Annotated in this window: 15 protein-coding genes and 1 pseudogene; 6 read left to right on the top strand and 10 right to left on the bottom strand. The window is 66.3% G+C overall.

Annotated features, from left to right (window positions below):
• The 5 genes from BN4332_RS14875 to BN4332_RS14855 all read left to right on the top strand — a co-directional run.
• Positions 1-784, top strand: a 784-nt coding sequence (locus tag BN4332_RS14875) for a vWA domain-containing protein (protein WP_160110865.1), incomplete at its 5' end; no start/stop codon positions are given.
• A 139-nt stretch (positions 785-923) separates the two neighbouring features.
• A complete protein-coding gene (locus BN4332_RS14870) occupies positions 924-1586 on the top strand; it encodes a hypothetical protein (RefSeq protein ID WP_066899183.1) in 663 nt (220 codons plus the stop codon).
• 542 nt (positions 1587-2128) lie between these two features.
• On the top strand, positions 2129-3394 hold the full coding sequence (locus BN4332_RS14865; protein ID WP_160110864.1) for a hypothetical protein: 1266 nt from the start codon (positions 2129-2131) through the stop codon (positions 3392-3394).
• A gap of 715 nt (positions 3395-4109) precedes the next feature.
• Positions 4110-5660 carry a hypothetical protein gene (locus tag BN4332_RS14860; protein WP_066899179.1) on the top strand — a complete coding sequence of 517 codons (1551 nt, stop codon included), beginning with the start codon at positions 4110-4112 and terminating at the stop codon, positions 5658-5660.
• 244 nt (positions 5661-5904) lie between these two features.
• Positions 5905-6465, top strand: coding sequence for a hypothetical protein (locus tag BN4332_RS14855; RefSeq protein WP_160110863.1), 561 nt, complete (start codon positions 5905-5907; stop codon positions 6463-6465).
• 50 nt (positions 6466-6515) lie between these two features.
• Here the strand turns inward: BN4332_RS14855 and BN4332_RS14850 are convergent, their stop codons facing one another.
• The 5 genes from BN4332_RS14850 to BN4332_RS14830 all read right to left on the bottom strand — a co-directional run bounded on the left by BN4332_RS14850 (position 6516) and on the right by BN4332_RS14830 (position 11573).
• Positions 6516-7097: a DUF1707 SHOCT-like domain-containing protein gene (locus tag BN4332_RS14850; protein ID WP_066899175.1), complete on the bottom strand. Its 582-nt coding sequence runs from the start codon at positions 7095-7097 to the stop codon at positions 6516-6518.
• Positions 7098-7194: 97 nt separating this feature from the next.
• Positions 7195-7956 (bottom strand): SDR family oxidoreductase, encoded by a 762-nt coding sequence (locus BN4332_RS14845; RefSeq protein ID WP_066899173.1) that lies wholly within the window; start codon positions 7954-7956, stop codon positions 7195-7197.
• 40 nt (positions 7957-7996) lie between these two features.
• The gene (locus BN4332_RS14840; protein WP_235654101.1) at positions 7997-10009 is read right to left on the bottom strand and encodes an alpha/beta hydrolase family protein; all 2013 of its coding nucleotides are present in this window, start codon (positions 10007-10009) and stop codon (positions 7997-7999) included.
• 326 nt (positions 10010-10335) lie between these two features.
• On the bottom strand, positions 10336-10782 hold the full coding sequence (locus BN4332_RS14835) for an ester cyclase (protein ID WP_066899171.1): 447 nt from the start codon (positions 10780-10782) through the stop codon (positions 10336-10338).
• A gap of 176 nt (positions 10783-10958) precedes the next feature.
• A complete protein-coding gene (locus tag BN4332_RS14830; protein ID WP_066899169.1) occupies positions 10959-11573 on the bottom strand; it encodes a TetR/AcrR family transcriptional regulator in 615 nt (204 codons plus the stop codon).
• A gap of 91 nt (positions 11574-11664) precedes the next feature.
• On the opposite strand from BN4332_RS14830, the gene BN4332_RS14825 reads away from it, so the two are divergent.
• Entirely contained in the window at positions 11665-12204 is a 540-nt protein-coding gene (locus tag BN4332_RS14825) for a methyltransferase family protein (protein ID WP_066899167.1), read from the top strand.
• Positions 12205-12256: 52 nt separating this feature from the next.
• Here the strand turns inward: BN4332_RS14825 and BN4332_RS14820 are convergent, their stop codons facing one another.
• The 5 genes and pseudogenes from BN4332_RS14820 to BN4332_RS14800 all read right to left on the bottom strand — a co-directional run bounded on the left by BN4332_RS14820 (position 12257) and on the right by BN4332_RS14800 (position 18774).
• Positions 12257-13024 carry an enoyl-CoA hydratase family protein gene (locus BN4332_RS14820; protein ID WP_066899165.1) on the bottom strand — a complete coding sequence of 256 codons (768 nt, stop codon included), beginning with the start codon at positions 13022-13024 and terminating at the stop codon, positions 12257-12259.
• Positions 13024-14181 (bottom strand): acyl-CoA dehydrogenase family protein, encoded by a 1158-nt coding sequence (locus BN4332_RS14815; protein WP_066899163.1) that lies wholly within the window; start codon positions 14179-14181, stop codon positions 13024-13026. The genes BN4332_RS14820 and BN4332_RS14815 overlap by 1 nt, the downstream gene beginning before the upstream one ends.
• A pseudogene (locus BN4332_RS14810) lies at positions 14178-15945 on the bottom strand (acetyl/propionyl/methylcrotonyl-CoA carboxylase subunit alpha). The gene BN4332_RS14815 and the pseudogene BN4332_RS14810 overlap by 4 nt, the downstream one beginning before the upstream one ends.
• 88 nt (positions 15946-16033) lie before the next feature.
• Complete coding sequence (locus tag BN4332_RS14805; RefSeq protein WP_066899161.1) at positions 16034-17629, bottom strand: acyl-CoA carboxylase subunit beta; 1596 nt, start codon at positions 17627-17629, stop codon at positions 16034-16036.
• Positions 17626-18774, bottom strand: coding sequence for an acyl-CoA dehydrogenase family protein (locus BN4332_RS14800; protein ID WP_066899159.1), 1149 nt, complete (start codon positions 18772-18774; stop codon positions 17626-17628). Before BN4332_RS14800 ends, BN4332_RS14805 begins: the two co-directional genes overlap by 4 nt.
• Positions 18775-18888 lie beyond the last annotated feature (114 nt).

Raw genomic sequence — 18888 nt, 5'->3', positions numbered from 1 at the left:
CGGCGCGGCCGGGGAATTGACCGGCGCGACGCGGCCGTGGCAGTTCGGCGACACCGAGCCGTGGAACGTCACCCGCACGGTCACCAACGCGGTGTTGCGTCAGGCCGGTACGGGCATTGCCGAAAGGCCGATCCGGTTCGCGGTCGAGGATGTGGAGATCTCCGAGACCGAGACCCGCACGCAGGCCTGTGTGGCACTGCTGGTGGACACCTCGTTCTCGATGGTGATGGAGAACCGCTGGCTGCCGATGAAGCGCACCGCCCTGGCGCTGAACCATCTGGTCAGTACCCGGTTCCGCTCAGATGAGTTGCAGATCATCGCTTTTGGCCGCTACGCCCGCACGGTGACGGCGGGTGAGCTGACCGGGCTGGAAGGTGTCTACGAGCAGGGCACCAACCTGCACCATGCGCTGGCGCTGGCGTCGCGTCATCTGCGTCGTCATCCCAACGCGCAACCGGTCGTGCTGGTGGTGACCGACGGCGAGCCCACCGCGCACCTGGAGGCATACGGACACGGGGCCGGGCCTGATTCGGCGACTCCGTCGCCGGAGGTGTTCTTCGACTACCCGCCACACCCACGCACCATCGCCCACACCGTGCGTGGGTTCGACGAGGTGGCCCGCCTGGGCGCACAGGTGACGATCTTCCGGCTGGGTTCCGATCCGGGTCTGGCCCGGTTCATCGACCAGGTTGCCCGCCGCGTGCAAGGCCGTGTGGTGGTGCCCGATCTCGACGGTCTGGGCGCCGCGGTGGTGGGCGATTACCTGCACTCGCGCCGGCGCTGATTCGCACCGAACGCGACGCTGGTGTCTTTCCGCGGTGCCGCCGACGAGGTTTGCGTCACGCTCGACGTCGTAGGGAGCCATACGGCAGACTCCCGCGTCGCATTCGGCCCGGGGTGGGCTCGCGTAGTGTCTGACGGCGATGAGATTCATGAAGCTGGGTGTGGTCGCGGTGGCGGCCGGGGTGATTCTCAGCGGGTGTACCCGGATGACGGAGGGCACCGCGACGGCCGGGTTCGAGCCGTCCTCGAACTCGTCGGGTTCGGAAGGCTCGTCCGGCTACAGGGCCCAGCCGTGCGAACAGTTGCACTCCGATCGCTGGATCGAGCTGTCCGGGCTCGCGCCCGAGGAACCTCGGGTCCGCATCGCGCAGCCGCCGGGCTGGGAGCCGGTTCCCGAGTTGGCCACAGGGGCAGTCCGATTGGTGCTGCGCAATGTCTCGCTCAGCGACGGCGTGACGAATCCGGCGCTTTCGGTGGCGACCGCCGATGCCACCGACGGCAACCGCTCACCCGAAGATCTGCTCAACGACAGCATCAAGGGCTTCGAAGCCGGTGGCGGACAGGGCATCACGCAGGTGCCCGCGGAGATCTGCGGGTTCCCGGCGCTGATGGCCAATTACACGATTCCGCCCGACGGAGGCGGCAAGACCATCTACGTGACCGCGGTGACGGTGATGGTTCCACTCGGACCGAAGGTGTGGAACCTGGTCGCGATGACGCAGAGCACCTCGCCCAACAACGAGACCTATATGGCCGATGCCCAGGTGATGCTCGCGGGGTTGCGGATCGCCATGCCTCGCTGACCGTTGGGCGATGCCCAAATGCCGAATACGCCAAAGCCTTCGATGCATTCGCAATTCCGCCACGGATCGGATCGCAATTTACCATTGCGTAACCCGGTGATAATGCGGCGTTTGCCGGGCGGTGAGTTCAATTCATTGCATTTGCAATCATCGGGGACCGATGGTCCCGGAAAATTGATGGACTCGCTACTCTGACCCGGCCGGCTCTGGTGCTTCTGAGCCGCTTGGGCCGGGTGGTGACATCGAGTGATGGGCGTTGGTGCGGCACGTCTGACCTGCGGTGAACCCACGCCGGGGCAAGGCCGCGGCGGTCGATCGGGCGGTGGCGATATCGCGTAAATCGCTGATCTCGGGAAGGCGATTCTGTGTCACTACATTCGATGGGCGGGCGGCTTTCCGATTGGTCGGCAATTGTCCGTATTGAAAGGTTGCAGGAGCGCAAACCGCCCCTTAGCATTCTCAGCAGTTTCTAAGTTGTCGCCGGCGCCGGCGACAACTTTTTCGGTATCGGCCGTTTCGTCCTCGAGATAGGGGCCCACCGCATGGCTGTACGTCCGCTTGTCACCACGGGTGTCGCAATGCTCAGCGCCGGGGCACTCATCGCCGCGACGCCGGCGCTGTTCGTTCCCCGCAGTGAGATCACCGTCGCCGCCACCGCACCGGGCCCGACCAAGCTGACCCAGGAGCAGATCGACCTGCTCGCGCTGTCGCTGCAGGGCGCCTGGCAGTCGTTCACCCAGGGGTACGGCGGGATCTGGTTCCCGGGCGAAGATCCGGATACCGGTGATCCGGTAGCAGGGGACTGCACGTTGGAGGGAGCGGTGTGCCTGGATGGCTTCCCCGGCTTGGCGTACTACCTGAGCGACAACATCCTTCCCCTCGGCGATCTGGACAACATCTTCTTCGAGGGCGGCTTCACCGAGCTCGCACATCAGGCCGTACGCGCCGTGGCGGTGGCGATCGATGCGGTTGACCCGACCGGCCGGCTGGACCTGACCCGCCGCGTCGACGATTTCTTCGAGGGGGGTGCAACGCAACTCGTCGGCAATCTGCTGCTCGACAACCTGCCGCAGGACGGTTATGCCTACGGCCTGACCAATTCGTTCTTCTTCGGTTACGGCGCCAACACCGGCATCACTGCCGCGATCACCTATGTCGTCGATGCCATCGCGCAGGGCACTCCGACGCCGACGCCGAATCTGATCAATCCGCTCACGTCCGAGGTGGAGGTCCAGGACACCGACGAGTCGGAGCTCGACACCACCCTGCTGGCCGCCAAGGAAACCGGCGTGACCTCCACCGGCCTGCCCGAGCCCGGGTCGCTGCTGAAACTGCCGACGCCGACGTTCGAATCGCCGCTGAAAGACCTCAAGTTGCCGTTCAAGGCTCCGGCGGTCGAGGAGCCCGTGGTCGTCGAAGATGTCGACGGCACAGACAATCTCGTCGACGGCGGCACCGAAACCACCCCGGTGGGCATCGAGGTGCCGGCACCGCAAGCCCCGGAGGTCGAGCTCCCCGCGGCGCCCGAGTTCAAGCTTCCGGAGTTCAAGGCACCGGAGTTGAAGCTCGACATCGTTCCCAAGGCCCCGCCCAAGACCGCGACGGTCGACGAGGGTGTGGGCGCCGGAACGAACGTCGACACCAAGACGGGCAACAAGGTCACCCCGCCCGTCCTGTTCGGCGGCGGTGGGCCGAAGGGCGAGACCAATGGCAGCAAGTTCCTGAAGAAGCTGGACAAGGCTTTCCGGGATGCCACCGGGGCCGGCGATGACGGCGGAGCCGACTCCGGGGACAGCGGCGACAAATAGCGGTCGGCACCTGAGCGTGCTCTCAGGTTTTCTTCAGGGTCTGACGACGGGCGAGATGTTCGCTCACGGCCGTGACCTGCGGTTATTGACCGCCGCGTAAGGCGCCGTCGCGCCTGTGGTTTCCCACTCCGGTGTTTTTTGGTGGAGTTGATCCGAACAATGGCGGCCACGATCATTTTTTTCGCGGCGGTGGGTTGAACGTGGGCACGTCGAACGCCGCCGCTGCCGCCGTGGCTCGCTCCGGTTCGTGTCAACGCGCGGCGGACACGACGAGCGTCGGTGAATCAGCGAGTGAGTCTCGCCGGAAGTATGCGGGCTGACCTAGGGTTTTCAGCCCCTGGGCGCAGTGTGCGCCGGACTGGCCCGGCCGCCGGCGCAAGTGTGCCGGATCCGCACTTCTGGTGGTCACGCGACGGATTCCGGGCCCGGTAACCCGCACCTTTGTGCGCATTGACCCGGCCGGCAACGGTATTCGAAATTAGCTGGACTCGCACCGGCCCGTAACGTCTCTTATTCCGTCGAAAAACAAACCCGACCTCGCCCTGAAAAAGTGGCGGCGCGGAGGCGCATCAGAGTCGTCCGGCGCGCGTCGATACAGGTTGCGGGAGGTTGTGACGGGCCTTACCCTTCTCAAAGACTTTTAAGGTAGTACGCAGGTACGTGAGCCGGATTCTCAGGAATCCGGCTCACGCTTGAGATAAGGGGCCCCACCCATATGGCAGTCCGTCCGCTCGTCACCACTGGTGTCGCACTCCTCAGCGCCGGTGCGCTCGTCGCCGGGACCCCTGCGCTGTTCGTTCCCAACGACGAGATCACGGTTGCCGCCTCGACCGCGGAAGCGCCGTCGAAGAAGACCCTGACGCAAGACCAGATCAACCTGATGGCGTTCTCGCTGCAGGGTGCGTGGCAGGCCTTCACCCAGGGCTACGGCGGGTACTACTACCAGGGCGTCGTCACCGTCCCCACTGCCGGCTATGTCGAGGTGGACGACAAGATCGTGGTGCCGGACGAGGACACCCCTGCCGGCACAGCGCTCGTCGACTCGGAGGGCAACGCCCTCTACAAGGAAGTGAACGGCACGCTCGTCCCCGCCACGGTCGGCGACATGGGCGACGGCGTCCAGTTCTACGACGCGGCCGGCAACAAGTCCGAGGAATACGCCTACGCTCCGGGCAACTGCTCTGCCACCGGCGCGGTCTGCAAGGACGGCTTCACCGGCCTCGCGTACTACGCCAGCCAGAACTTCCTGCCGTTCCTAGGCCCGGTCGACGACATCTTCTTCGAGGCCGGATTCACCGAATTCGCCTACATCGCATCGTATGTCGCCGCCTCGCTGGTCCCAGACCCCACCGGTCGCCTCGACCTGCCCAAGCGTGTGGACGAGTTCTTCTCGGGCGGCGTCGCGACCGTCGTCGGCAGCATCCTGAACGACAACCTGCCCGACGGTGGCTTCGCGCAGAATCTGAGCAACTCGTTCTTCTTCGGATACGGCGAGAACACCGGCATCACGGCCGCCGTCACCTACATCGTCGATGCCATCGCTCAGGGGACCGTCAACCCGAACCCGACTCCGGTCAACCCGCTGTTGGCGACGCTCGAAGAGGAAACGGCCGGCACGGAATTGGTGGCCGAGACCGAGTCCGGCGTGAGCTCCACGGCCCTGCCGAGCGTCAGCAAGCTCCTGAGTCTGCCGACGCCGAAGGTCGAGTCGCCGTTGGCGAAGCTCGCTGAGAAGCTCGGCGTCCCGACCGAGTCCACGGTCGTCAAGGACGTCGAGGTCGTCGACGAGGGCACGGTCGACGAGACGGTGAAGAGCGGTACCGAGACCACCTCCCCGGCGGTCGAGGTGTCCCTGCCCGAGGCCCCAGAAGTCAAGGCGCCCAAGCTTCCTGAGCTGAAGCTGCCGGAGATCAAGCTGCCGGAGCTCAAGACCGAGGAAGTCAAGCCCGAGACGGTCAAGACCGAGGAAGTCAAGGCCGAGGTGGTCAAGACCGAGACCGTCAAGACCGACACCGAGACGGCCACGACGGACACCACCGCGGGCAACAAGGTCGAGCCCACGAAGCGTGCCACCGAGCGCAAGAAGTCGGCCGGCGAGAAGTTCGTCGAGAACGCTACGAAGAACCTCGAGAACGCCTTCAAGCCCAAGACCAAGGCCGGCAAGGACGCCCAGGCGAAGGACAAGGACACCGCCAAGGCCGGCGCCGGCTCCACCGACGGTGGCAGCGGCAGCGACAGCGACAGCGGTAGCGGTAGCGACAAATAGCATCCGGCTTCAGTCAACGGCCCCCTCCAAATCGGAGGGGGCCGTTGCGTTTTCACGTAGTCGGGCGGTTTCTATGTACGTGCTGTGAACGCTTGTGATCGGGTCCGGAACAGCTAATGAACACCATCGCCAACATCTATCGTCGGCGCCCGCGGTGTCTTAGGTTCGCTGCGGGCCAGCGGCAATGCCTGCCTCCTGGTCCCAATCTAGCTGCGGCGCAACGCCACTCACGAGAGGTAACGGCATGGCAAAACATCGGAAGATCTCCGAGCGGTCGGTACGAAGCCGGACGTTGGTTGGTGGGATCCTCGCGGGCGGTGCGCTGGCGATGGCCGGTCCGGCCGGCGTCGCGCTGGCCGTCCCGACCAACACCGGCAACCCGTCGGCTGACGCGGTGGGACGGCCCGATCTGGGCAACCCGGCGCCCGGCGTCCGCGCCGTCCAGGCGGTCGGCGATCAGGTCTTCAACCAGCGGACCCCCGTCAACAAGGCCCTCGACGACAGCGAGCTCGGCCGCGTGTACCACCTGAACTACGGCACCACGAGTGTCGACGGTGTCACCCCCGGCACCAACGGCGTCGTCAAGGGCGAGCTGAACGTCAACGCCGGCAAGTACTACTACGACCAGGCCCAGAGCGCCGGTGTCCCGCTGCCGGACGAGAAGGATCTGCCGGGCGTGCTGCCTCGGGCGCTTAGCGGCAACACCTCGACCGCCACCAAGTCGGGCTCCAGCGCGAAGGTGTCGTCGACCTGCACCACCTCGACCGCCAAGACGTCGGTGAGCGCGCAGGCCGCCAGCTGCTGACGGTCCCAGATACAGCGACGGGCGGGCCTTCGGGCCCGCCCGTTTTTCTTTCAATCGTTCTGGTTGCGGCGCTTCTTGCGCTTGACGCTGACGCTGCCCCAGAGGGAGAACCCGCGAATGTGGACGCGCGGCGCCCCCGCCGAGCCCTCGCCGTTGACGCTCTGGTCGAAGTTCCCCATCACGCCCACGCCGTGCAGATCCACATTGACTTCCGGCGGCACCAGGATGGTCTGCCCACCGAAGATCGAGTAGGTGCGGACGTCGACATCGGGCGCGGTGAAATCCGCGTAGCGAAGGTCGACGACGCCGCCGCCGAAGAGCGCGAACGTGGTCAGCTTCTTCGGCACGTTCCACCGGCCGCGGCGCTCGAACCCGCTCATGATCGCCAGCAGCAGTGTCGACGGCGCCGGGCGACAGGTGCCGGCCGAACAGTTCACCGCACCGGGCAGGTCACGGCTGAGCCGGGCCAGATCGTCATAGGTTTGCGCCGCGTAGGCCTTTGCTAGCCGTTCCTCGTATTCGGTCATCGGGAGCCGGCCCGCGGCGGCAGCATCGGTGAGGAGCTGCGCCACCTGAATGCGGTCGGTGTCGGCAGCCCGCATCGACCTGCCCTGCGGCGCTGAAGTGCTCATCGGTGTCGAGCCTACGACGATCGCTGTCACTTGCAACACCGGTAGCCAAACTGTGTCGCCGGGGTTGCGACAGTGAACCCTGCCAACTCCCGGCGAGCTATGCGCCGGTACCCAGATAGTCCTGGAAAGATGCCCCGTCGATCGCGTTTTCCGGGGTCAGATTCTCCCCCGACCTGTAACCCGCGACGATCCGGCCCGGGAGGGTGAATCTGGCCACCCGGCGCACGCTGTTGTGTGCTGTTAGATACATCTGTCCCAATTCTGGGTGACTGTGAACTGCGGGGCCGCCGATGTCGGTGGCCCGGCCTGCGGGCTCTGTATCGATCAGACCAACCAGCCGGGTGGCCACATCGCGGGTGTCGATGGGCTGGAATCGGACGTCGCGCAGCGCCCACAAAACGGGTGAGAAACGCTGCGTCGAGAACGTCTTTTCGATTAGCTCGTGGAACTGGGTGGCGCGCAGGATCGTGTGCCCGACGCCGGAGGCCGCGAGCGTCTGTTCGACCCGCAACTTGGTCTTGTAATAGGGCAGCGGGATGTCCTCGATACCGACGATCGAGATGTAGATGAGGTGCCCGACGCCGGTGCGCCGGGCGGCCTCGATCAGATTCCTGGCCGCCTTGACATCCTTGCCGCCGGTGGCCTGCGTGGCGCAGTGGACAACGACGTCGACGCCGTCGAGGGCGGCGTCCAAGCCATCGGGCGAGAGCAGGTCGGCCTGGTGCCAATGCACACCGGTGTAGCCGACCCGATCCTGACGACTCAGTGCCCGGACATGATGACCGGCTTCGGTCGCCTCGGGGACCACATGGTGGCCGAGAGTGCCGGTCGCCCCGGTGACGAGCACAGTGCGTGGCATGCCTGTCACGCTACCGACGCGTCGCCGGGGCTGTCAGCGATTACGCGGCAGCGTCGGCCGTCTTCTCTTTCTTCTCCTTGGTCGGAGCCTTGGCCTTCTTCGGCTTCTTCACATCTTCGGAGGCGTCCTTGAGACCCTTGGTGGCGCCGTCGACGGCATCGCGCACCTTGGCAACGGTCTCCTTGACGGTCTTCTTCGCCGGATCGTTGGCATCCGCGGCGTGGCGGGCCTTGCCTTTGGCCTTCGTCTTGACCTTGAGTGAATCCTTGTCCAAACCAAGGCCTTTGAGGACATCCTTCGGCGGGGCGGGCGTGGCCTCGGCGTCCTTGGTCTCGGTGCCCTCGTTATCTGTGGCCGGGGCCTGCAGGCTCAGGGCCTTCAGCGGGCTGTCGCTGTCCGGAACCGCGGTGATGGCCTGCTTGGTGGACTGCTTGCCGGCGGTGCCGTTGACCTTCAGCATGCCGTCGATGGCGGCCTCGATCTGAGCGTTCACCCCGTCCAGGGCGGTGGTGACGGGGGACAGGCCCTTCTCGACGGCGTCGAACACCGGATCGGCACCGTCCTGCACCAGTTGGAGCGCGTCCCGCATCGCCTTCGCGGCCGCCACCGTCACGGCGTTCTGCACGATCGGCTTGAAATCCATGCCCGGCAACTTCGGGGTCCAGGCTTCGGGGTTCAGCGCGTTGGCCTGAATGCCGTCGATCAGCGCGTCGAACACGATCTCGGTGGCCGCCAGCTGCTGCGTCGGCGTGAGCGGCGAATGCCAGAGATAGGCCTGCTCGCCGGCCTCGGCGTACGTGCGCTCCAGGTCGTCGGGGTCGACGTCCTGGTAGCCCATGTTCACCAACTTCCGCAGCGCGTCTTCGACGCTGTCGGTCAGCGGAGTCGGGATATCAACGCCCGGAATCAGATTCAACAGGTGCGGGGCCACCCGAAACGGTTCGAGCAATGGGAGATTGCCCGAGTCGTAGGTGATGTAGGTGGCGTTTCCCGGAAAATCAAGCAGTTTGATCCCGAGACTGTCCAGCAGCTTGCCGAGGCCTGGGATCAGGGAGGTGCCCTGCCCGCCGGTGGGGTCGACCATCACCTTCACGCCGTCGGCGATGCCGGCGATCAACTTCGGCAGCACGTGGTTGCCGATGTTGTTGTCCTCGTCGGGCAGGAGATACGTCAGGAAGATCCCGGCCGCGGCGGCGTTGGCCCAGGCGAGCGGGTTCAGCGTGGTGGGCGCATCCGACAGTGGGTTGTAGGCCCAGGTGATGTCGAGGATCGAGGTGTTGAGGACCTTGGTCTTGTCCGGGTTGGTGTAGCTGCCCGCGTCGGGTGTCGTGAGATTCAGTCCGAACAGGTTGGTGAAAGGCGTTGCCAGGGCGAACAATCCACCGCCGGGGCGGCTGACGTTGTTGACGAAGATCAGCCACTGGCCCGTCACGCCGACGCCCCAGTTCGGGTCGTCGGACTGCACCGCGTTGATCATGTCGCGGTAGGCCAGCGACGTGGTCAGCCCGCCCAGGCTCTCGGACAGGATGATGGCGCGACGCTGATTCAGGATCGGTGCGTTGCCGACGAGCCAGTCGATGATCTTGTCCATCACCGACCCGTCGCGGACGCCGAGCAGCTGCGCCAGGGCGTCGGTGGTGTAAGTCAGCCCGTTCACGGCGTCATACACGTCACTCGGCATCGGGCCCTTCACACCGGCCTCGATCGGTGAGACGGCGTCGATCAGGTTCAGCAGCCCAATGACCGTGTCGGCCAACGCGGTATTGCCGGTCAACCCGCCCGCGGCCTTGATCACGTTCTCGGGGGTGATCCCGAGGATCTGCGCGGTCCAGAAGATCGGGCCGACCCCGTAGAGCCCGACGATATCGGGGATCTGGCCGGCGTCGGCGGTCAGCGCGACTTCGGTGTGCAGGCTGCGGTTGTGGGCGGCGAGCGCCTCCGGGGCGGAGGATCCGAGGCCTGCGGTCAGCGCCGCGGTGGTGGCGACGACTGCTGCCGCGGTGGCGGCGGCCTTGGCCTTGGGCAGACGGGGAGAGGTGGGCTGTGAGATCAAGCGCTCCGCCTTAGGGACTGTGACGCAACCGACAAATGCTTGCACACTGTAGCAACGTCCCTTTGCCCCGGCGCAAATTTGCCCAAGTGGACAATCCACGTCGCGTCCGAGCGGTCTGTGGCACGATCTCGAAGCAACGTGCGGGGTGATCTGAGTGCACTGCGCGAGCCGCTCCGGCCTCGGCGGACCGCGCGAACCCCACCTCAAGTTGTATTCAAATCTGGGTGCGCACCTGCGATCCGCCGGCGCCGGTGAGGCGCCGTGCCGGTTCGGCATCACCGCCGAACCGGCAAAGGCGGTCGCAGTGAAGATATTTCGTCGTCGGGCTAGGCCGGTGTCGTCGTCTGCTGCGCTCCGGCGGGAATGAGTCCGAGTTGCTGGAGCATGCCGAGGGTGTCCCAGGTGACCCAGCTCTCGGCGATCTTGCCGTCCTCGATCCGGTCGACATCGGTCAGGTTGATCCGGCTGTGTTTGCCGGTGGCCGGCTGGCCCATGATCTCGCCGGTGTTGTCGCCCTGCGCCTCGATCATCGTGCAGACGTAATCGCCCTCGGCGATCTGGTTCTTGATGTCGAATCTCATGTTGGAGAAGGACTTCCGGTACATCCCCATCAGGTTTCGCATGTGTTCGGGGCCGCGCTGATCACCGAACGGATCCTGGGTGTCGTGGAAGGCGGCGCCGGGGGCGACGAGGTCGTCGAGCTCATTCAGGTCGCCGGAGGCAAATACCTCCCATACGCGTCGGGAAATCGCCTTGTTCTGGTCATCGGCCATGATTCCGGCCTTTCGGGGGAAACCGCGCGGCAGAGGATGTCCGCAGCAAAACGTTATGCCCGCGGCGCGCGATCCGACAGACGTGCCGGCGGGGGTGCTGCCGGTGGAAACTATCGGCGGTTACCGTGGCAGCGGCTGACCTGTGCCATTCGTGTCGCCGCCGCGGCGAGAAGTGCTCAGATTTGCTGAGGCTGCGGATTCGGGTCGGTGAGGTATCGCTGCACGGTCGGTCCCATCCATGCGATCAGTTCGTCGACGCTGACCGATGCGATCGGTTCGATCTTGAGTTGGTAGCGCGCGAACGCGAGGCCCAGCAGATGGACGGTCACCAACTCGACGCGCAGCTCGGCGTTGTCCACGCCGAACTCGGCGGCCACTCGCTCGGCGACCGGTCCGGCCAGAGTGTCGTGGAGCAGCTTGCGCGCCAGTGGCTGCATGCTCGCCGACCGCCACACCGTCAGCAAGGGGTCGAACATGGCGCCCTCATCCCACCGTTCGACGAAATGCCGGATGAGCCGCGCCCCGATCTCGTCGCGCCCCTCGTCCAATAGGCCCGCCAGTTGGTGCAGGGGATGCTCCGGAATGTCGATGACCGACGCGGTGAAGAGTCCTTCCTTGTTGCCGAAGAAGTAGTAGACCATCGCCACGTCCACGCCGGCGTCGGCGGCTATCCGGCGCACCGTGGCCTGCTCGTAGCCGTCGCGCATGAAGTGTTCGCGCGCCGCCTCGATGATGCGCTGCTTGTTCTGCTGGCCAGTGCGCCAGCGTCCGCTCCGACGCGTCTCCGACATGGCCGAAAGTTTAGTTCAACAAGCGTTGACCTATTGCGTCGGCGCGGCGTACCGTCAAAGTTCAACACCCGTTGAAGAAGGAGGAATCGACATGACGGAACGACGGTTGTGGTGGCGGCACACGATTTCGGTTCTGATCGCCCCGGCGACCATGACGGTGTTCATCCCGGCCGCGATCATCGCGTTGACCGGCGTCAAGGCGCCCGACCTGAGCACCACTTCGGGGCTTCTCCTCGGGATCGCGGGCGCCGCGCTGATCGCGTTCGGGCTGTGGTTCCTGGTGTGGACGGTGATCCTGTTCGATCGCATCGGCAAGGGTGCGCTGGCCATCGGATCGCCGGTCAACCTCGTCGTGGAGGGTCCATACCGGCACGTCCGCAATCCGATGATGACCGCGGTATTCGCGATTCAACTCGGCACCGCGGTCGCCACGGCTTCACCATGGTTGTACGGCTGGTTCGCACTGTTCTGCACACTCGTGGCGATCGCGATCCCGGTGTTCGAGGAACCACATCTGCGCAAGCGGTTCGGCGCCCAGTACGACGAATTCCGCCGGAACGTGCCGCGGTGGATCCCGCGTGTCACCCCGTGGAGCCCGGTCTATGCCGGTTCGAATTCCACGGCAGCGTAGGAAAAGTCACGATGCAGTGTGGCGCACGGTCCGATCGACCGTGCGCCACTCCTTACCCCGTCCAGTTCGGCGGGCGCTTCTGCAGAAACGCCATCATGCCTTCGCGCGCCTCGTCCGAGACGAACAACTGCGCGGACTGCCGGGTGAGATCTTCGGCGAGCGCATCGAATCCACGCAGGATGGACGCGGTGGTCAACGCCTTCGATGTGGCCAGCCCCTGCGGCGAACCCTTCGCGATCTCGGCCGTCAGCGCCGCCACGGTGCCCTCGACGTCATCGGCGGCCACGGTGATCAGCCCGATCTCGGCCGCCTCGGCGGCACCGAATTTCTCACCGGTGACGAAGTAGCGTCCCGCGGCCCTTGCGGTCATCTTCGGCAGCAGTGTCAGCGAAATGATCGACGGCGCAACGCCGATGCGAGCCTCGGTCAGCGCGAACGTGCTCGCCGGGCCGGCGACCACGAGATCGCAGGCCCCGACCAGGCCCATCCCGCCGGCCCGCACATGCCCGTCGATCGCGCCGATCACCGGAATGGGCAACTCCAGGATCGCCCGCAGCGTCTTGGTCATCTCTCGGGCGCGGTCCACCGCGATGTCGCCGGGATCCTGGCCGGCAGCCTCGCTCAGATCGGCTCCGGCGCAGAAGGTTCCGCCGGTGTGTCCCAGTACCACCACCCGTACCCGCGGATCGGCGGCCGCCGCGTCCAGGCCCTGGTGCAGCTGGGTGACCAGGGCCGTGGACAGGGCGTTGCGGTTGTGCGGGGAATCGAGCGTCAGCCGGGCAACGGCACCGTCGGCCTCGTAGTGAACGAGTTCGGACATCAGTAAGACCGAGGCAGTCCGAGCGAGGTCTGCGCGACGAAGTTGAGGATCATCTCCCGGCTCACCGGCGCGATGCGCGCCAGCTTCGACGCCGTCACCGCGGCCGCGATGCCGTACTCCTTGGTCAGGCCGTTGCCGCCCAGGGACTGCACGGCCTGATCGACCGCCCGCACCGATGCCTCACCCGCCGCGTACTTGGCCATGTTGGCCGCCTCTGCCGCACCGAAGTCCTCGCCGGCGTCATACAGCGTCGCGGCCTTCTGCATCATCAGCTTGGCCAGCTCGACTTCGATGTGGTTCTGCGCCAAGGGGTGTGAGATACCTTGATGTGCACCTACTGGGACTTTCCATACCTGGCGGGTCTTCACGTAGTCGACCGCCTTGTTGATGGCGAACCGGCCCACACCCACCGCGCTGGCGGCGCCCATGATGCGTTCGGGGTTCAGCCCCGCGAACAACTGCGCGATCGCGGCATCTTCCGAACCGACCAGCGCATCGGCCGGCAGCCGCACGTCGTCCAGGAACACTTGGAACTGACTCTCCGGGCTGATGATCTCCATCTCGATCTTGGTCCAGTGCAGGCCCGGGGTGTCGGTGGGCACGACGAACAGTGCGGGCTTGAGGTTTCCGGTCTTGTGGTCCTCGGTGCGGCCGACGACGAGCACGGCCTGGGCCTGGTCGATACCGGAGATGAACGTCTTCTGGCCCTTGAGGATCCAGTCGCTGCCATCGCGACGCGCCGTGGTGGTGATGCGGTGGCTGTTGGACCCGGCATCCGGTTCGGTGATCGCGAACGCCATGGTGATCGACCCGTCGGCGATGCCGGGGATCCAGCGCTTCTTCTGCTCCTCGGTGCCGAACTTGGAGATGATCGTGCCGTTGATCGCGGGGGAGACCACCATCATCAGCAGCGCCGACCCGGCCGCCGACATCTCTTCCATCACCATCGACAGCTCGTACATGCCGGCGCCGCCGCCACCGTACTCCTCGGGCAGGTTCACCCCGATGAAGCCGAGTTTGCCTGCCTCGTTCCACAATTCGGTGGTGTGCTGGCCGGACCGGGCCTTCTCCAGGTAGTAGTCCTGGCCGTAGTTGGCGGCCATCGCGGCCACCGCCTGACGCAGGGCCTTCTGTTCTTCGGTTTCGATGAAGCTCATGATTGTTCTCCTTCAGCGGTCTCTACGCGGGCAAGTACGGCGCCGACCTCGACCTGTTGGCCCGCGGCGACATTGAGTTCGGCGAGCACGCCGTCCTCGGGTGCGGCGATGGTGTGCTCCATCTTCATGGCTTCCAGCCAGATCAGTGGTTGTCCGGCCGTGACGGTGTCGCCGACGGCGGCGCCGACGCGGATCACCGAACCGGGCATCGGCGCCAGGAGCGAACCGTGGGCCACCGCGGAGTCCGGATCGGGGAAGCGGGGCAACGCGGTGAACTGCACCGGCCCCAGTGGGGAGTCGACGAACACCTGATCGCCATACGCGGCCACATCGAATGCGCGCTCGACGCCGTTGACCGACAGCACCACCCGGTCCGGCGCCGCCGACACCAGGGAGACCCCGTCGTCGTCGGGCAGCTCGACCCCGGTGCGGGTGTACCGGTAGCGCACCGGGACGTCGTCGCCTGTGGCGTCGCGATACGTCCGCGACTGGTACCCGGAGGCCAGGTTGCGCCAGCCGCTGGGCGCGGCCCCGAACACGCGCGCCGTGGCGCGGNTTGGTGCGCAGCCCGTGGATCCGGGTGCGGGCCAACGCATCGGCGAGCACGGTCGCGGCCTGCCTGCGGGTGGGCGCATAGGAGATGACCTTGGCCAGCATCGGGTCGTAGAAGATCGACACCACCGAACCGTCTTCGATGCCCGTGTCGACGCGTACCTGCCCGGGCACCTCGAATCGGTGTACCGCGCCCGCTTGCGGCTGCCAGCCCTTGGCCGGGTCCTCGGCGTACAGCCGGGATTCGATGGCCGACCCGCGCGATGCCGGGGGTTCGGGATCGAGCCGTCCGCCGTCGGCGACCAGGATCTGCAGTTCGACCAGATCCAGACCCGTGGTGGCCTCGGTGACCGGATGTTCGACCTGCAGACGGGTGTTCATCTCCAGGAAGAAGAAGTCGCCCTGCTCGTCCGCCATGAACTCGACGGTGCCGGCCCCGGCATAGCCGATCGCCGACGCGGCCAGCCTGGCCGCGTCGAACAACTTCTCCCGCATTCCGGGCGTGCGCTCCACCAGAGGCGACGGGGCCTCCTCGATGACCTTCTGATGACGACGCTGGATCGAGCATTCACGCTCACCGACCGACCACACGGTGCCGTGCTCATCGGCGAGCACCTGCACCTCGACGTGATGGCCGGCGGCCAGATAGCGCTCGCAGAAAACCGTCGGATCGCCGAACGCGGACTGCGCCTCGCGTTGGGCGGCGGCGACTTCGCCTGGCAGATCGGCCAGTTCCCGCACCACCCGCATACCGCGGCCGCCACCACCGGCCGACGCTTTCACCAGCACTGGCAGCTGATCGGCCGTCACGGTCGCCGGGTCGAGCTCGGTGAGTACCGGGACGCCGGCCGCGGCCATCATCTTCTTGGCCTCGATCTTGGAGCCCATGGCCCGCACCGCATCGACCGGCGGGCCGATCCAGGTCAGCCCGGCTTCGAGCACCGCGGCCGCGAAATCAGGGTTTTCCGACAGGAACCCGTAGCCGGGATGGATCGCGTCGGCGCCGGCGGCCTGGGCGGCCGCGATGATCTGGGCGGCGTCGAGGTAGCCGTTGTTGCCCTCGAGCCGCACCCGCACATCGGCCTCGGCGACGTGTGGGGACCCGGCGTCGGGGTCGGTGTAGACGGCGACCGTCCCGATCCCGAGACGGCGGCAGGTGGCGAACACCCGGCGGGCGATTTCCCCGCGGTTGGCGACCAGAACAGTCTTCATTTTCCTCCTCCGCCGAAACTACGGTTCGTGGCGGGATTCGGCGCGAATGTCAGCAGAATGCGTAGTGTCGGCGCGAACATGTGCAGCCTCACATCCTGAAGACGCCGAAGTTCGACGTCCCCTCGATCGGCGCATTCGCGATGGCGGACAAGCACATTCCCACCACCGTGCGGGTGTCGCGGGGATCGATCACGCCGTCGTCGTACAGCCGGCCGGACAGGAACGTCGGCAGCGACTCGGCCTCGATCTGTGCCTCCACGGCCGCCCGCAGCGCCGCATCGGCGGCCTCGTCGACCTGTTGGCCGCGGGCCTCGGCGGCGGCGCGGCTGACGATCGACAGCACGCCGGCCAGTTGGGTGCCACCCATCACCGCCGACTTCGACGACGGCCAGGCGAACAGGAAGCGCGGGTCGTAGGCCCGCCCGCACATGCCGTAGTGGCCCGCGCCGTAGGAGGCCCCGAGCAGCAGCGAGATGTGCGGCACGGTCGAGTTGGACACCGCATTGATCATCATCGAGCCGTGCTTGATCATGCCGCCCTCTTCGTACTGCTTACCCACCATGTAGCCGGTGGTGTTGTGCAGGAACAGAAGTGGGGTGTCGGAACGGTTGGCCAGCTGGATGAACTGAGTGGCCTTCTGAGACTCCTCGGAGAACAGCACGCCGCGGGCATTGGCCAGGATCCCGACCGGGTAGCCGTACAGCGTGGCCCAACCCGTCACCAGCGACGAGCCGTACAGCGGCTTGAACTCGTCGAAATCCGAGCCGTCGACGATGCGGGCGATCACGTCGCGCGGGTCGAACGGGATCCGCAGATCGGCGGGGACGATGCCGATCAACTCCTCGGGATCGAACAGCGGCTCGACCACCGGTGCGGGCACCGGGCCCTTCTTCCGCCAGTTCAGCCGGGCCACGATGCGTCGGCCGATGCGGATCGCATCGAGCTCGTCGTTGGCCAGGTAGTCACCGAGACCCGAGGTGCGGGAGTGCATCTCGGCCCCACCGAGTGACTCGTCGTCGGACTCCTCGCCGGTGGCCATCTTCACCAGCGGCGGCCCGGCCAGGAACACCTTGGAGCGTTCCTTGATCATCACCACGTGGTCGGACATGCCGGGGATGTAGGCGCCGCCCGCGGTCGAGTTGCCGAACACCAGCGAGATCGTCGGGATGCCCGCGGCCGAGAGCCGGGTCAGGTCGCGGAACATCTGCCCGCCCGGGATGAAGATCTCCTTCTGCGTCGGCAGGTCCGCGCCACCGGACTCGACCAGGGAGATCACCGGCAGCCGGTTCTCCATCGCGATCTGGTTGGCGCGCAGGATCTTCTTGAGCGTCCACGGATTGCTGGTGCCGCCCTTGACCGTCGGGTCGTTCGCGACGATCAGGCACTCGACGCCCTCGACGGCGCCGATGCCGCACACGACGCTGGCGCCCACGGTGAAATCGCTGCCCCAGGCCGCCAGCGGACTCAGCTCCAAGAAGGGCGCATCCGGATCCAGCAGCAGCTCGACCCGCTCGCGCGCCGTCAGCTTGCCGCGGCCGTGGTGGCGGTCCACATATTTGGGACCACCACCGGCCAGGGCCTTGGCGTGCTCGGCGTCGAGCTCGGCGAGCTTGGTGGTCATCACCTCGGCCGCCTCGATGAACGCGGGGGAGCCCGGGTCGATCGTGGACTTCAGCGTGGTCATGACTGGAACCCCAATGTCTTGGCGGCCAACGAGGTCAGGATCTCGGTGGTGCCGCCGCCGATGCCCAGGATCCGCATGTCGCGGTACTGCCGCTCGACCTCGGACTCGGCCATGTAGCCCATGCCGCCGAACAGCTGCACGGCCTGATTGGCCACCCACTCACCGGTCTCGACCGCGGTGTTCTTGGCGAAGCACACCTCGGTGATCAGATTCGTCTCACCCGCCAACTGCCGTTCCACCACGTGCCGCGTATATACCCGGGCCACGTCGATGCGCCGGGCCATCTCGGCGAGCGTGTTCTGCACCGACTGCCGCGAGATCAGTGGCTTGCCGAAGGTTTCGCGGTTGCGGCACCACTCGACGGTGAGGTCCAGGCAGCGTTGCGCGCTGGCATAGGCCTGGACGGCCAGACCGACCCGCTCCGAGACGAAGGCCGCGGCGATCTGGAAGAACCCGGAGTTCTCGGCGCCGATCAGGTTCGCGACCGGCACCCGCACGTCGGTGTAGGACAGCTCGGCGGTATCGCTTGAGCGCCAACCCATCTTGTCGAGCTTGCGGCTCACCTCGAACCCGGGTGTGCCCTTGTCGACCACGATCAGCGAGACGCCTGCGGCACCGGGGCCGCCGGTGCGCGACGCGGTCACCACGTAATCCGCCCGCACGCCCGAGGTGATGTAGGTCTTGGCGCCGTTGAGGATGTAGTCATCCCCGTCACGGGTGGCCTTGGTCGTGAGGTGCCCGACGTCGGAGCCGCCACCGGGTTCGGTGATGGCCAGCGAGCCGATCTTCTCGCCGCGCAGCGTGGGCTTCACGTACGTCTCGATCAACCGCTCGTCACCGGAGGCGATCATGTGCGGCACCGCGATGCCGCAGGTGAACAACGAGGCGAACACGCCGCCTGGCGAACCGGCGTAATGCATTTCCTCGCAGATGATCACGGCGTCGGCGCCGTCGCCGCCGCCACCGCCGGCCGACTCGGGGAAGTTGGCCCCGAGCAGGCCCGCCGCACCGGCCTTGCGGTGCAGTTCGCGGGGAAGTTCGCCGGTGCGCTCCCACTCGGCGGCATGGGGCAGCACCTCGCGTTCGGCGAAGGTGCGCACGGTCTTGCGCAGTGCCTCGCGTTCGGGGGTGGTCCAGATACTCACGAAAGGAATTCCTCCGGGATGTCGAGATGACGGCTGCGCAACCATTCGCCCAGCCCCTTGGCCTGCGGATCGAACCGGGCCTGGTAGGCCACGCCCTGTCCGAGAATGTCTTCG

Origin of the sequence: Mycolicibacterium houstonense (assembly GCF_900078665.2) — a bacterium.
GTDB lineage: Bacteria > Actinomycetota > Actinomycetes > Mycobacteriales > Mycobacteriaceae > Mycobacterium > Mycobacterium houstonense.
This window is presented reverse-complemented; position numbering and strand designations above follow the sequence as displayed.